At 37.6% G+C, this 16,515-nt stretch carries 12 protein-coding genes; 2 read left to right on the top strand and 10 right to left on the bottom strand.

Annotated features, from left to right (window positions below; genetic code table 11):
- Both GWK10_RS12905 and GWK10_RS12900 read left to right on the top strand, forming a co-directional pair.
- Positions 1 to 1,176, top strand: a complete 1,176-nt coding sequence (locus tag GWK10_RS12905) for an ABC transporter permease (RefSeq protein WP_164032797.1) — start codon at positions 1 to 3, stop codon at positions 1,174 to 1,176.
- A 121-nt stretch (positions 1,177 to 1,297) separates the two neighbouring features.
- Positions 1,298 to 2,665 (top strand): TlpA family protein disulfide reductase, encoded by a 1,368-nt coding sequence (locus tag GWK10_RS12900; protein WP_164032796.1) that lies wholly within the window; start codon positions 1,298 to 1,300, stop codon positions 2,663 to 2,665.
- A gap of 73 nt (positions 2,666 to 2,738) precedes the next feature.
- Here GWK10_RS12900 and GWK10_RS12895 read toward each other — a convergent pair whose 3' ends face one another.
- The 10 genes from GWK10_RS12895 to GWK10_RS12850 form a co-directional block, all read right to left on the bottom strand.
- Entirely contained in the window at positions 2,739 to 3,170 is a 432-nt protein-coding gene (locus GWK10_RS12895) for a hypothetical protein (RefSeq protein ID WP_164032795.1), read from the bottom strand.
- A gap of 91 nt (positions 3,171 to 3,261) precedes the next feature.
- On the bottom strand, positions 3,262 to 4,593 hold the full coding sequence (locus tag GWK10_RS12890) for a cytochrome P450 (protein WP_164032794.1): 1,332 nt from the start codon (positions 4,591 to 4,593) through the stop codon (positions 3,262 to 3,264).
- A 147-nt stretch (positions 4,594 to 4,740) separates the two neighbouring features.
- The gene (ruvB, locus tag GWK10_RS12885) at positions 4,741 to 5,763 is read right to left on the bottom strand and encodes a Holliday junction branch migration DNA helicase RuvB (protein ID WP_164032793.1); all 1,023 of its coding nucleotides are present in this window, start codon (positions 5,761 to 5,763) and stop codon (positions 4,741 to 4,743) included.
- A 124-nt stretch (positions 5,764 to 5,887) separates the two neighbouring features.
- Entirely contained in the window at positions 5,888 to 7,687 is a 1,800-nt protein-coding gene (locus GWK10_RS12880; RefSeq protein ID WP_164032792.1) for a cytochrome c oxidase subunit I, read from the bottom strand.
- A gap of 42 nt (positions 7,688 to 7,729) precedes the next feature.
- On the bottom strand, positions 7,730 to 8,797 hold the full coding sequence (locus GWK10_RS12875; RefSeq protein WP_164032791.1) for a cytochrome c oxidase subunit II: 1,068 nt from the start codon (positions 8,795 to 8,797) through the stop codon (positions 7,730 to 7,732).
- Positions 8,798 to 8,921: 124 nt separating this feature from the next.
- Positions 8,922 to 10,301 (bottom strand): quinol:cytochrome C oxidoreductase, encoded by a 1,380-nt coding sequence (locus GWK10_RS12870; protein WP_164032790.1) that lies wholly within the window; start codon positions 10,299 to 10,301, stop codon positions 8,922 to 8,924.
- Between the two features lie 21 nt (positions 10,302 to 10,322).
- Complete coding sequence (locus GWK10_RS12865; protein WP_164032789.1) at positions 10,323 to 10,886, bottom strand: c-type cytochrome; 564 nt, start codon at positions 10,884 to 10,886, stop codon at positions 10,323 to 10,325.
- 6 nt (positions 10,887 to 10,892) lie between these two features.
- Positions 10,893 to 11,420, bottom strand: a complete 528-nt coding sequence (locus GWK10_RS12860) for a DUF3341 domain-containing protein (protein WP_164032788.1) — start codon at positions 11,418 to 11,420, stop codon at positions 10,893 to 10,895.
- 2 nt (positions 11,421 to 11,422) lie between these two features.
- Positions 11,423 to 13,192: an NrfD/PsrC family molybdoenzyme membrane anchor subunit gene (gene nrfD, locus GWK10_RS12855; RefSeq protein ID WP_164032787.1), complete on the bottom strand. Its 1,770-nt coding sequence runs from the start codon at positions 13,190 to 13,192 to the stop codon at positions 11,423 to 11,425.
- A 37-nt stretch (positions 13,193 to 13,229) separates the two neighbouring features.
- Positions 13,230 to 16,376: a TAT-variant-translocated molybdopterin oxidoreductase gene (locus tag GWK10_RS12850; RefSeq protein ID WP_164032786.1), complete on the bottom strand. Its 3,147-nt coding sequence runs from the start codon at positions 16,374 to 16,376 to the stop codon at positions 13,230 to 13,232.
- Positions 16,377 to 16,515: the final 139 nt, after the last annotated feature.

Raw genomic sequence — 16,515 nt, 5'->3', positions numbered from 1 at the left:
ATGAAAGAAATTATCTTAATAATCAAAAAAGAACTGACTGAGTTATTTCGTGATAAGAAAACGATTATAAATTCTATCATACTACCCGTACTAATTACTCCAATTTTAATAGTTGTAGTATCTAAAGTTATGGAGTTTGTCAATAAAAAGGACGCTGCCAAAACCATTAAGATTGGTTTAATGAATGCGCCAGCTGATTTTAATCAGCTAGTGGCAAATGATACATTAAACAAGGTGACTACGTTTACAGAAGCCGCTGATTTTAAAACATTGATTAATGATGGCACCGTGCAAACAGTATTAGTTTTTCCAGAAAACTGGAAAACCGATATGGACAGTTTGCGTACTGGTGAAATTCAAATTTATCGCAACGAAGCGAAGCGAAATGTGAACACTCGTGTTGGTAGAATAGTAACAAATTATACCGAAGGTATTAAGAATGCTAGAATTGCTTCACTACAAATACCAATGGAAAAACTAACACCTGTTAAAAGGAGTTATGTTGAAGTAGGCGAAAAGAAAGAAGCAATAGGAAAAGCAATTGGTGGCTTTATACCGTACATTTTTATTTTAGGAATGTGGGGAGGATGTTTACTTGCCGCTATCGATTTGGTGACTGGTGAGAAAGAAAGAAAAACAGTGGAAACCACCTTATCGTTGCCATTATCAAAATTCAATGTATTGATAGGTAAGGCAATTGTTGCGGCGATATTGGGCTTACTGCCAGCAGTTTTTAACATCATTGGTTTGGTAGTAGGTTTACAATTTATCGATTTACCCCCCGCTTTTGATAGTTTTATAAGCGAACTAGTCACATTTGAATCGCTTAGTTTAATTCTGTTACTACTAGTTCCTTTCTCGATATTTTTATCAGGATTGCTTATTGCTATTATTGCTGGTGCAACTACATTTAAAGAAGCACAAAGTAAAGCGACACCAGTTATCATGTTTATAATACTTCCTTTAGTAATGGCATTGTTACCAGGAATAGAATTGACATGGGCAACTGTTTTTGTTCCTGTTTTGAATATAGGTCTAGCAGTAAAAGAAATTACTGCTGGTACCATGGACATGCTGCAATATGTAGTTATCCTAATCTCATTATTATTATTCTCAGTAGGTGCGATATACTTAAGTTACCGTAAATTCTCAGATGAAAATGCTATTTTAAAATAGCGACTTACTATAGTTAAGACACAATTTTGTTAGTTGGTCACGAAAAGCGATGTACTTTTTAAAAAGTAGGTCGCTTTTCAATTTTATAAGTACCTTTCTAGTCCAAAAAATAAATCGCTCTATGAAAAACCTATGTCTATTTATATTGTCTTCAATTTTATTAATTGGCTGCTCAGAAAATAAGTCAGTTGATTACGCTTTATTTTCTGGTAATGTAACTGGCGATGGGGTAAAAGAAGTGGTCGTAAAAGGACCCCATTTTGAAAAGAGCATCCCTCTAAATAGTGACGGCACTTTTGCCGACACTTTAAAGATTGATTCCAAAGGATATTATGAATATTACATAGGACAAGAACGATCTGAAATATATTTTGACAAAGGGGATGACATTAGACTTACCATTGACCTTAACGAATTCGACGAATCAATAAAATACAGTGGTGAGGGATCGGAAAGAAATAATTTTTTAGCAGAAAAATATATGTTAAATGAAAGATCAAAGGGAGATGAAGCTTCTCTTTTTTCACTTCAACCTGAAGCTTATAAGTCGAAAATAGGAAAAATTAATGATGATATTCTTGCACTATTAAACACCAAAAAAGTAAGTCCTGATTTTAAAGCCTTAGAGAAAGAGAACATACGATTTTCAGGCCTTTCTTCATTGGTTGAGTATGGACCCGCCCACAACTATTTCACAAAGGGCGAGGGAGCAGCTATTCCTGAAAATTTTTTAGCAGATGTTAATGCCCTAGATCTTTACAATGATGATAATTATAGAAACTTTTCAAGTTATAGAAATATAGTCGCTCTTAGTTTATCTAATAAAATGGGCGAAATAGCCGAAACCAATGGCGGAAACTACAATGCCGCTTTCATGCAAGTAGCTAATGATATACCTAAAGGATATGTCAAAGATGAATATTTGAATCTTTTGGCATTTGCTATGCTAAGCCCTTCTTCTGAGTTAGACGAAATGTACAAGATGTTCATGGAGAATACTTCCAATCAAACCTATAAAGATGAATACAAGACAAAGTATGAAAAACTAACAGCATTGTCTTCAGGAAGGCCTTCACCAACTTTTGATTATGAAAACCATAAAGGTGGAAAAACAGCTTTAACCGATCTTAAAGGAAAATATGTTTATATCGATGTTTGGGCTACTTGGTGTGCCCCCTGCATAGCAGAAATTCCTTCATTAAAAAAATTAGAGGCTCAATATCACAACAAGAATATTGAGTTTGTCAGTATTTCTGTTGATCGCAAGAACGCTTATGACAAATGGAAACAAATGGTCATTGACAAAGATCTTGGTGGCATACAATTATATGCTGATAATGCTTTTCAATCTGAATTTATAACTGGGTATAGTATTGATGCAATTCCTCGTTTTATATTGATAGATCCGGAAGGTAAAATCGTTAATGCTGATGCGCCTAGACCATCGAGTCCATCATTGACTACTTTGTTTGACGAGTTAAAAATTTAAATACTTCAAAAATGACAAATATAAAAGGGTCATATTTTCAATATGACTCTTTTATATATTTTGATTTATTCAATTAAGCTACGCTAACAGTACTTTCCTGGTTTTCCTTAGCCCATTCAATAGCTCCTTCTAAACAATTAAAGGTTTTTAATCGGCTATTCACGAATAACTTTTCAAAAATCACTTTTTTAACTCCCTTTCTACGTGCATTTACTACTGCATACCCTTTTAAGCTAAAGCCGCTGTTATAAAACTTTAACCAATCGGCTGGTTTAATAGAATACGACTCAACACGATTAGAAATGTAAGTTAGATTCTTGCCATTGCATCCATATAAATCGCTCAATTCGGCAACGACCTGTTTTGCGTGCATATCCCAACTAAAAACAGTGTCCTCCTTTACTTCGCCTACGATAAACCCATCACATAGGTAAAAAGTACCAAAAGGATAATTTAGCACTTGTATAGCTTCTTTATAATATATAGTATCTCTAAAAAGTTGCATCTTTCCAATTTCGTGTATCAAGAAAACAATAAGAGTTCGATTTACCCTAACTGAATTAATCACTTATCGCCCAATTACTCAAAAAAGTGGATTAATCGCGTTTTTTAAATAGCAAAGTAGATTGTTCGGGCTTTAAAGTAATCATTGGTTTAATCTCAATGGATTGAAGTGATGTGCTTATTTCATATTTTTCGATTATAGCTTTTAGAACTAATACCATTTCGTAGATAGCAAAGCCATTACCAATACACAATCGCGGACCTGCGCCAAATGGGAAATAGTGACCACTATTATTCTTTTTGTTTTCTGGATGAAAACGATCAGGATTGAATTCTTCTGGCTCGTCCCAAAACTCTGGAGCACGATGTATTTCGTAAAATGAAATTAGAATTTCCGACTCTTTCCTGATCTTAAGGTCATTAAACTCATCGGCCTCAAAATTAATACGATCGGTAAAATACGCTGGTGGATACAATCGCATTGTCTCTTCTAAGCATTGCTTGATAAATGGCAATTGCTTTATTTTTTCCATGTGGTCGAGTCCAGATTCAAGCGCATTGATTTCAGCTAAAACCCGTTCTTGAATATCGGGATGTTTTGCCAGCAATAATAATGCAAAACTTAAAGCATTTGCAGTCGTTTCATGGCCTGCTGTAAACAATACTAAAATCTCATCTGTTAGCTGGTCGTTGCTCATATGGCCACCATCTTCGTACTCCGCTTTTATGAGCATATCTAAGAGGTCGTCATACTCAGTTTCCGAAGCTCTTCTAGTCTCGATCATTTGCTCTAAAATAGATCGTACTTCGTTGGTATTTTTATTGGCTCTTTTGAAGTCACCTTTTAGGTGAAACCACCACTTTTTAAAAGGTTGTCTAAGCTCCTTTACCAACATTTCTTGATTGGAGTCTGTAATACGCTTTATCGAGGCAATTTTACCATCTTTATCATAGTAACTAAACAATGACCTAGCGACAACATTAAATGCCAAATCACCCATTAAAGGCCATGCTTCTATTTCTTGCTCAACAGCAATGTTAGTTAGTTGTTCTTCAATGGTTTTATTAATAATATCGAGTAAGCCCTCTATCTTCTTTTTGTGAAAAGCTGGTTGAATCAACCGGCGTTGTCTAAGCCAATGTTCTTTATTGATTGTAAGCAGGCCTTTTCCCAAATACTTGGCAAGCTCCTCTGTTTGAAGACGAGATTTGCCATAATTACGATGGTTTTTCTGCAGCATATATTGCACAAAAGCAGCGTCTCTTGTAAAGATGACATCTCCTTTTCGAGGAAGGTCAACCATAAATGAATCGCCAAACTTTGCGAAATTTTCCCTATGAAATGGTAGTGGGTTACTTAGTATTTGATTGGTTTTGAGAACAACCTTGTAGAATGGGACTTTTGGGAGTTTTTTGTTATCCATTTATGTGGATTTGAACGGTGGGTTTCAGTCCTACAAAGATACGCACTAATAGAAGAAAACTGTTTGATTTTTGTTTCAATTGAAGGGTTCTCGATACAATCCCGATAGCTATCGGGATCACTCGAACTGACACATCGGCGAGATACTCTAAAACAACCCTCCTTGGGTGCCGCCTTTTATTCTACCCAGGTGTTTGTATGCGGCTTCGGTTACTTCTCGGCCTCTTGGTGTTCGAATAATAAACCCTTGTTGAATTAAGAATGGTTCATATACTTCTTCGATAGTTTCGCTGCTTTCAGAAACAGCAGTAGCTAAAGTCGTAATCCCGACGGGGCCGCCTTTAAATTTATCAATAAGGGTAGCTAATATTCTGTTATCCATTTCATCCAAGCCATGTGCATCGACATTAAGGGCTTCTAAGGCGAATTTTGCAATCTTGATATCAATATTACCATCGCCCTTTATTTGGGCAAAATCACGCACTCTACGCAGTAATGCGTTAGCAATACGCGGGGTACCTCTACTTCGTCCAGCAATTTCTATTGCCGCCTCCATACTAATCGGCACATCCAAAATGCCCGAACTACGTTGCACAATGGTCGTGAGTAATTCTGTATTATAGTACTGTAGTCTACTACTAATCCCAAAACGAGCACGCATGGGTGAGGTTAGTAAACCAGATCTAGTCGTGGCACCAACCAATGTAAATGGATTCAAATTAATCTGTACCGTTCGAGCATTGGGTCCCGTTTCGATCATGATATCGATCTTATAATCCTCCATTGCGGAATACAAGTACTCTTCCACAATAGGACTTAATCGATGTATTTCATCAATAAACAAAACATCACGTTCGCTTAAGTTGGTCAACAAACCAGCTAAATCTCCAGGCTTATCTAATACGGGACCAGAAGTAACTTTTACATCAACATCTAGCTCATTGGCTAGAATATGAGCCAAGGTTGTTTTCCCTAAACCTGGTGGGCCATGTAGTAAGGTATGGTCCAGTGCTTCGCCGCGTAAATTAGCTGCTTTTACAAATATTTGAAGGTTTTCTAATACGTTTTCCTGTCCTGCAAAATCATCAAAGGATAGGGGGCGCAATTTGCGCTCGACATCCATTTCTTCAGGAGAAAAATGTTCGCTTGTTGGATCTAAGTTTTCGTTCATCTTCTTTCACAAATATAAGGCAAAAGGCAATGGAAACCTCCTTGGTTAAACTCCCAAAGTAAAAGCAAAAAAGGTCTGCTGAAAATTCAACAGACCTCTTTCTATAATTAGGTTTTGGAATATGCTAATGTTGTAACTCTTCTTCTCCGTCTTTAAGCGGAATATTTTGAGGAACAAAATCTTGGTCATGCCCTGGCTTACTATAATCATACGCCCAACGATAAACATGAGGGATTGCTCCAGGCCAGTTCCCATGCATATGCTCTATTGGGGCCGTCCATTCTAAAGTATTCGATCTCCAAGGATTTTGTACAGTTCTCTTTCCGTAGAAAATACTGTGAACGAAATTGAATAAGAATACTAATTGGAAAAGACCACCAAAGATTGCGAACATGGTAATAATGACGTTCACATCCTGTAAATCATCAAACAATGGGAATGCTGTATTTTCGTAATAACGTCTTGGTAGACCAGCCATACCAATAAAGTGCATTGGGAAGAAAACCCCGTATGCAGCTATAGCTGTCGTCCAGAAATGCACATATCCCATATTCTTGTTCATCATACGACCGAACATTTTTGGAAACCAATGATACACACCAGCAAATAAACCATATAAAGCAGATATACCCATTACCAAATGGAAGTGAGCAACTACGAAATACGTATCGTGAACGTTAATATCTAATGCAGAATCTCCTAGAATAATACCTGTTAAACCACCTGTGATAAATGTTGATACCAATCCGATAGAAAACAACATACCAGGATTCATCTGTAAGTTACCTTTCCAGAGTGTCGTGATATAGTTAAATGCTTTAACTGCAGATGGAATTGCAATTAATAGGGTTGTAAATGTAAATACAGATCCTAAGAACGGATTCATACCTGAAATAAACATATGGTGACCCCATACAATCGTTGATAAGAATGCAATTGCCAATATAGATGCTACCATCGCGCGATATCCAAAAATAGGTTTACGTGAATTGGTAGAAATAATTTCTGATGTGATACCCAATGCTGGTAATAATACAATGTATACTTCTGGGTGTCCTAAGAACCAAAAAAGGTGCTCGAATAATACAGGTGAACCTCCTTGATAATGCAATACTTCACCTTTTAAGAATATATCTGAAAGGAAGAATGAAGTACCGAAGCTTCTATCCATGATCAACAACAATGCTGCTGATAATAATACTGGGAAGGAAACCACACCGATTATTGCAGTTACAAAGAATGCCCAAATAGTCAATGGCAGACGAGTCATTGACATTCCTTTAGTACGTAAGTTTAATACGGTAACAATGTAGTTAAGTGATCCTAGTAGTGATGATGCAATGAATATTGCCATTGATACCAACCATAGTGTCATACCTAATCCAGAACCTCCTTGCGCTTCTTCTAAAGCCGAGAGTGGCGGGTAGACCGTCCAACCTGCAGCAGCGGGTCCTTTAGCCACGAAGAATGAAGCAACCATAATCACCGATGACGTAAAGAATAACCAGTACGATATCATGTTTAAGAAACCAGAAGCCATATCACGTGCACCAATTTGCAACGGAATAAGCAGGTTACTAAACGTACCACTAAGCCCAGCAGTTAAAACAAAGAATACCATGATAGTACCATGTATGGTAACCAAAGCCAAATAGATATTAGGATCCATTATTCCATCCTCAGCCCATCGGCCCAAGAAAAACTCCATGATAGCACTTGGTTCTCCCGGATATGCTATTTGTAAACGCATTAATAGCGACATACCAATACCGATAATACCCATGATAATACCAGTAATAAGATATTGCTTAGCAATCATCTTATGGTCTTGACTAAAAATGTATTTAGTTATAAACGTTTCTTTGTGATGATGTCCGTGATCATCATGATCATGATCGTGCATATTGTTTGCGTGTTCTGACATAATCTTATAAGGTCTTTAAATTCTTTTTTCTTTCTTTTGCAATTATTGAATTACCTGTGCAAATGTTTGCTGTTCTGTCAGCCATTTGTTGAAATCCTCTTCCTCCTCTACAACTATTTTAAGTTGCATATTGTAATGAGACGTTCCACAAATTTTATTACATAATAACAAGTAATCAAAAGTATAAGGCTCTAGCTGCTCATCCGCTGCTAGTGTTTTATTTTTCTCACGTCTGATCTCGTTGATAACATCAACTTTTTTAGAGATCTTATCAGTTTCTCTCATCTCTTCTGTCGTTTTACTTGGTGTAAACGAAAACTGAGTGATCATGCCAGGAACACAGTTCATTTGCGCTCTAAAGTGAGGCATATAAGCTGAGTGCAATACATCCTGAGAACGCATTTTAAATAATACTTTTCTCCCCTTTGGCAAACGAAGCTCAGTAGTCGAAACCACATCATCCATTCCACTTGGGTCTGAATCGTCTATACCAGTTACGTTCTTTCCTTCATAGTCATTTAAGAAACGTACGTTGGCGTCTCCTAAGGTATTATCTGCACCAGCATAGCGCACTTTCCAGTTAAACTGCTGTGCATATAATTCAATTACAATAGGGTCACCATCTTCTGAATCAACATCCATGATCTCCGTCCAAGTGAATAATCCGTAAAGAATTAATCCAGCAAGTGTGATCACAGGAATAATCGTCCAAATAAACTCTAAACGATCATTGTCTGCATAGAATAAGGCTTTTTTACCTTTTTCTCCTCTGTATTTAAAAGCGAAATAATACAGTAATGCCTGTGTGATAATTTGAACCACAAATATCAAAGCCATTGAAATTTGCATCAATACATCGAGTCCAGTACCGTGTTCTGAAGCCGCATTACCAATTAATGGCATATGTCCATATTTAGCAAAACAAACTATGGTAATTACATAAATGAATACCAAAAAGCCAAACATTAAATAGCCATTAATCTTGTTATCCTTGTCGTTTGCAATCTGAGAGTTATCAGCGCCTACTTGAGATAATTCAAATATTTTAGTGATTTGCCATACGGCAATAAACACTAAAACCAATACCATAAAAATTAAGAAGTTACTCATCCTGTTTTCTCCTGTTTCTTTTCTCGATAATCGAGATTTAAATAGTCCGAGGTTTGCCTCGAAATCAAAATGTTTTTTCCAATTTACACCTTGAGGACTAACCCCAAGGTAATTTACTTTCTAATTAATAGTGAAAGTGTCTACTTTCTTCAATTAATGGGTTTCGTTTTGCTATAAGCGGATGTTTAGCTATTGAGCTAAAGACCACCAATATGAATATTCCTAAGAACAATAATACCGCACCGATCTCAGCTGCGCCAATAAACCAACGGTCACCTACGGTTGCTGGCATTACCATATTAAAAATATCAATATAATGTCCTGCTAATATTACTACACCTGCCATGATAACGAACCAGTTCATACGTTTGTAATCACTATTCATTAATATTAATAATGGGAAGATGAAGTTCATTGCTAACATACCAAAGAATGGTAATTTATAATCTTCAATTCTTGTAATGAAATAGGTTACTTCTTCTGGAATATTTGAATACCAAATCAACATGAATTGAGAGAACCATAAATAGGTCCAGAAAATACTAATACCAAACATGAACTTAGCAAGGTCGTGAATATGGCTATCGTTTACTTCCTGTAATAACCCTTTAGACTTTAAGTAGATTGTTACCAAAGCAATTACAGTAATTGCAGATACAAACATACTTGCAAACACATACCAACCGAATAATGTACTAAACCAGTGTGGATCGAATGACATAATCCAGTCCCAAGACATCATTGATTCTGTATAAATGAATACCACTAAAAATCCAGCTGATATTCTAAAGTTCTTTTTGAAGTATCTGTTATCTTCTGCTGTGTCTTGTGCTAATGAGAATTTACGCATGAAATATCTGAAGATATTCCAAGCTGCTATAAACACAACTGCACGAATAATAAATCCGGTTGAATTTAAGAAACCTGACTTACCCGCAATCAATTTATCATAATTATCACTTGCAGGATCAGTTAAGCCATCATGCATCCAATGGAAAATACCATTTACGTGAAAAACAGATAATAATAACAGTACTAGCATTATTAATGTACCAGGTAATAAATACCCAGTAATTCCTTCCATTACTCTAAATAATAATGGAGACCATCCCGCTTGCGCAGCACGTTGTATTGCATAAAATGCCAACGTACCTAAAGCAATCATCATAAAAAAGAATGCAGCTACATATAATGCAGACCAAGGTTTATTTGATAGTTGACTAAACACATGTTCAGCATGCTCATCAGGATCGCCATGTCCAGCTTCTTCACCATGTCCAGCAGTTTCTCCATGCTCTTGTGTCATATCATAGCTACCGCCACCTTCACCGTGGTTTGCATCTTCACCATGACCACCACCGTGATGCGATGCTTCTTCAGCAAGCATTGTTTTAACCTCGTCGACATCACTGGGAGCTGATGCAAATCCCCATCCCCATAACAACGCTCCGATAACAGAGGTTATGATGGCAAACATTTTAAGTCTATTAGAAAACGTATACATATTTACTGTCTCTCTTTAATCTTATTTGGTTAATTCAGCTCTAAGCGCTTGCACATGCATTGTTACTTGCCAACGCTCTGTTTGGTTCAATTGTGATGCGTATGATCCCATTGAGTTAATACCGTGTTCCATTACGTGGTAAATACTACCTTCAGTAATTTCTCTTGCAGCATAACTAGGCACACCTAATATTTTTTCGCGCTTCATCAAGATTCCTTGACCATCACCTTTTGTACCGTGACATACCGCACAATATATATTGTAAAGCTCTTTGCCAGTCTTCAAATTATCTTCTATTGCCAACGTATCAGCTGCCATAGGATTCAATAATTCAGCTTTCGCCAAAGCATAACCTTCGTTAGAGTTTGCGTACTCATAAGGCACATATCCTCTTTTAATTGATCCTTTTGCAGGAATCATAGCTTCTTGTCCACCTGGAAAAACATCGTACTCACCATAAGCTTCATAGCCTACTGGCTCATACATATTAGGCATATATTGGTAGTTTGGCTTTGCATTATCTTGGCAAGAAACCATTACTAATAGTGCACTTATAATTAATGATATATTAAATACTTTCTTCATAGTGTATTAATGATCTGAATCAACAATATTTACTTCAACTGCTCCTGTTGATTGCAATAATGCAACAACCTCTGCTTCATTACCATGTGTAGGCACTTCCATTAAAAAGTGATCATCTGTCGTGCGAACATCTGGATTTTCAGCTTTTTTAAATGGCCATAGTTTACTTCTCATATAAAAAGTAATAACCATTAAATGCGCTGCAAAAAATACAGTAAGCTCGAACATAATTGGTACGAAAGCTGGCATGTTTTCTATATAACTAAAGCTTGGCTTACCCCCGATATCTTGTGGCCAGTCTTCTATCATGATATAATTCATCATTACAATAGCCACTGTCAAACCAACACAACCATACATGAATGATGTAATAGCGATACGTGTCCCTTCTAATCCCATTGCCTTGTCTAGACCGTGCACTGGAAATGGGCAGTATATCTCTTCTATATGGTGCTTTTCAGCTTTTACCTTTTTAACGGCGTTCATAAGTACGTCGTCATCATTGTATAATGCTTGAACTACTTTATCACTCATAATTATCCGTTATTTTGATTTAATTGTTTTGCTTGACCAGCCCAATCGTCACGTTGTGCTCTTCCTGGGAATGATCCAGTAATTGAGTCTAACAAATCATATTCTTTCTCGGTCATTTTACTCACCTGAGCAAATGTAAAAATCCCGATTTGATTCAATGTTTTCTCCATTTGAGGGCCAATACCTTTTACCTTTTTAAGATCATCGGCTGTTTGTGTAGCAGCATCAAATGTCCCAAGGCTTTCTAAAAGACTATTGGTTTTTGCATCAGTATCTCCCGAATCTGCTTCTACTTCAGGTTCTGGTTCTTTCAATTCTGCAACTGGAGCTGCTACATGTGCACTACCCGCTGAAGTACGATCATCAGCACCAGTACCCACTAAGCTTTGTCCAGAATCACGAAGTGACTTGTATTTATCTCCTGACGATTTTAAAATCGTTTTCACCTCTGCTTGTGCAATTACTGGGAATGTTCTTGAGTACAATAAGAATAGTACAAAGAAGAAACCAATCGTTCCGATGAAAATACCGATATCTACAAATGTAGGTTGGAACATCGTCCAAGAAGATGGGAGGTAATCACGGTGCAATGAAGTCACGATAATTACGAAACGCTCAAACCACATCCCGATATTTACTACAATCGAAATTGCAAATGAGAACATGATACTTGTACGTAATTTCTTGAACCACATAAACTGCGGAGAGAATACGTTACAGGTCATCATTGCCCAATATGCCCACCAGTAAGGTCCGGTAGCTCTGTTTAAGAATGCATATTGCTCATATTCCACTCCTGAATACCAGGCTACGAATAACTCAGTAATATAAGCCACACCAACAATAGAACCCGTAATCATAATTACAATGTTCATTAATTCGATGTGTTGTACGGTGATATAATCTTCTAAGTGACATACCTTTCTCATTATAATAAGAAGGGTATTTACCATTGCGAAGCCTGAAAAGATAGCTCCCGCAACGAAGTACGGAGGGAAGATCGTTGTATGCCATCCTGGAATTACCGAGGTAGCAAAGTCAAACGATACAATAGTATGCACAGAAAGTACAAGTGGCGTCGCAAGACCTGCAAGTACCAATGATACTTCTTCAAAACGTTGCCAGTCTTTAGCACGACCTGACCAACCGAATGATAAAATGCTGTATACTCTTTTTTGGAACGGCTTAATCGCACGATCACGAATCATTGCAAAATCAGGTAATAAACCAGTCCACCAGAAAACCAATGATACCGATAAATACGTAGAGATCGCAAATACATCCCAAAGTAGTGGCGAATTAAAGTTTACCCAAAGCGAACCAAATTGGTTAGGAATTGGTAATACCCAATATGCTAACCATGGTCGACCCATGTGAATAATTGGAAATAAACCTGCTTGTACTACCGAGAAAATGGTCATTGCTTCCGCAGAACGGTTAATAGCCATACGCCATTTTTGACGGAATAATAATAGTACTGCTGAGATTAGTGTACCCGCGTGACCGATACCTACCCACCAAACGAAATTGGTAATATCCCAAGCCCAGTTAACGGTTGGGTTTAATCCCCAAACACCTATACCAGTAGAAATTGTGTAAACAATACACCCTATTCCCCAAGCAAATGCCAGAAAAGCGATTGAAAACACAATCCACCATTGACGGTTAGCACGGCCTTCAACAGGAGCAGCGATATCGACTGTTACGTCATGATATGACTTACCACCGGTTACTAATGGCCTTCTAATAGGAGCTTCGTAATGCGACGCCATATATAGTTAATTAGATTTTTTTAATCAGTTTGTTTGTTTATGCTTCTTTGTCTGTATTTCTCACTTTTACATGATAGAATACATTCGGTTCAGTACCAACACTTTCTAATAAGTGATACATACGATCACTCTTTTTTAGATGTGCTACTTCACTTTCTTTATCGTTGATGTCACCAAATACCAATGCATTACTACTACATGCAGCAGAACATGCTGTTTGGAATTCGCTGTCTTTGACCGTACGACCATCTCTCTTAGCATCTAGAATACTCTTTTGTGTCATTTGAATACACATTGAACATTTTTCCATTACTCCACGAGAACGAACTACTACATCTGGATTTAATACCATACGACCTAAGTCATCATTCATATGGTAATCGAACTCGTCATTACCATTGTACAAGAACCAGTTAAAACGACGTACTTTATACGGACAGTTGTTTGCACAGTAACGTGTACCTACACAACGGTTATATGCCATATGGTTTTGACCTTGACGACCGTGTGCTGTTGCAGCAACTGGGCAAACCGTTTCACACGGTGCGTGGTTACAGTGCTGACACATTACAGGCTGGAATGCTACTTGAGGATTCTCAGATGGATCTTCCATTGAAATCAAGACATCCTTCACACCATTGTCACCAAATAGTCCGCTAGCATTTTCCTTCTTCTGGTTATCACCATCAAAAGTTTCTTCAGATGAGTAGTAACGGTCAATACGCAACCAGTGCATATTACGACTCTTACGTACTTCTTCTTTACCTACAACTGGCACATTATTTTCAGCATGACATGCCACTACACATGCACCACAACCGGTACATGCATTTAAGTCGATAGATAGGTTGAAATGATGTCCTACTGAACGATCAAAAGAATCCCATAAATCAGCATCCGGAGATGTTACTGGAATTTCTTGGTGATCTTTAGACACCATTGGTATTTCATTGTATGCATGCTTATCGCCTGCACCAAATATATCTAATGTAGTTTCCCGGATAATGTCTCCACGACCCATTAATGTATTTTGCAATTGAATACATGCAAACTCATGCCATCCATTTGCTGGAGCAGACACCGATTTTGCCGTTTGAACATTGTCAAAATCGTTATACAAACTAAATGCGTTTACACCCGTTTGTAATTCATCTTTAACACCAGCTGTACGACCGTACCCTAATGCCAAACCAACAGTTCCTTTTGCCTGACCCGGTTGAATAATCACAGGTAATGTAAGCTCAGTATCTCCAACTTTTACAGTTGAATAATGCCCATTTAACGCTCCATTTGCAACATTTTCATTTTCGATTCCTAGTGCCGCTGCATCAGAAGCATTCATGGTAATGTAGTTATCCCATGCAGCACGTGTTATTGGATCAGGGAATTCTTGCAACCAAGGGTTGTTGGCTTGTTGCCCATCCCCCATTCCGGTTTTCGTATACAAAATAACCTGCGTTTCAGCAACATCTTTTGCATTACGCGCAAGACTACTTGCCATATTGTAAGCAGATGCTGATGTGCTTTCTTCTAACTCATCTGCAGCAGCTGCAACAACAACTTCTTCTTGTGCGATTGCTGGAGCCTGAAATACACCATCGTGTAAAGCTTGATTCCAAGATGAATCAACTAATACACTTTCAGTCCAGTTATCCTTTATATAATCGTAGTAATTCTTATTGCTAAGCATTAACTGCAATAAGCCTTCTTGAAATTGTCTTGTATCAAATAACGGACGAATCGTTGGTTGCGTTAAACTATAATGTCCTTTCTTAATCTGAACATCACCCCAAGATTCTAAGTAATGAGGAGCTGCCGCAACAAACTCACATGCATTTGCAGTCTCATCAGCTTTCATTGAATAGGTCATTCTGAAACCTACTTTAGAAAGTGCATCTTCAAAACCAAGTTTAGCCGGCATTGAGTATACAGGATTTACTCCCGCCATAATCACACCACCTACTTGTCCTGAGCGCATTTCAGCAACAAGACTTTCGACAGCTTTGTTAGATGATGAACGAACCATTTTAGGCGCATCAGTATCTATAGCAACGCTACCTAACATTTCGTTAATCTCTAACACCAATGCTTGTGCAGTAGCATCTTGAATACCACTAACAACAACCGTTTTATTTTTTCCTGCTTTTTTAGCTCTTGCCACCGCAGTTTTAATTGCACTTTCAGCCGCTGCAGGAAGCTCTCCAGAAATAGAAGGTCCACCAGCAAGTGCAGCATATAATTTAGCTAATACTCTTTTTTGTTGTACAGGATTTAATGGTACACGTTTATCGGCATTTGCGCCAGAAAGTGTCATGTTCGATTCAAACTGAACGTGGTAGGACATTTTACCTTTACCATGATCTGCATGAGGTACTCTACCTTTTGCATATCCTGCATCGAAACCACCACCTTGCCAGTCGCCAAGAATATCAGCACCAACAGAGATAATTACATCAGCTTTCGAAAAATCGTAATCAGCTAATGCACGAACTCCATATTTATTTTGAAAAGCATCTAAGGCAGCCGATTCAGAAACAGCATCGTACGATACATGCTCGACGTTACCAAAGCTCTCTTTAAATTCATTGATCAATTTTGTAGTAGAAGGACTAGCAAACGTTTGTGTGAATAACACTAGTTTTTTACCTGAAGCTTTAATCTCTACTAACTTTTTAGCAACTGCATTGTCAAAAGCATTCCAAGTTACTGCCTCACCACCTACGGTTGGCCCTTGTAAACGACCGCTATCATACAAGTCTAAAACCGATGCAATAACACGACCATTAGCACTTGCATTTGTTGCCGCTTTATCGTGATTTTTCACGAAAATTGGTCGACCCTCACGCGTTTTAACTAACACGCTTGCAAAATCAAATCCGTTTGCGATGGTAGTCGCATAGTGGTTTGCTACACCAGGAACAATTGTATCTGGCTGCACCACATAAGGGATCGATTTTATAACTGGACCTTCACATGCTGCAAGAGATGCTGCAGCAGTACTAAAACCAACATACTTTAAAAAGTCTCTACGAGATGTTGATGACGATTCTAAAACTTCTTTATCACCAAGAAATTCATCCGTAGGAATTTCTTCGATAAATTCATTTTGTTTTAAAGCCTCAACAAGGGTGCTGTTTGTATCCAGCTCCTCAACACTTTTCCAGTATTTTTTGTTTGATGCCATATTTGTTATTTACGATTTTAGATTTCTAGGCTTTTACACCTGTCTTGCTAAAATTTTTACTCTTTAATTAATATTCAATTTGATGTTTCACTAGTCACTTACCGCACTTTCTCGGGTTTTCCGCATTCGCGGAAAAGAC

Source organism: Spongiivirga citrea (assembly GCF_010671565.1).
Classification (GTDB): Bacteria; Bacteroidota; Bacteroidia; order Flavobacteriales; family Flavobacteriaceae; genus Spongiivirga; species Spongiivirga citrea.
This window is presented reverse-complemented; position numbering and strand designations above follow the sequence as displayed.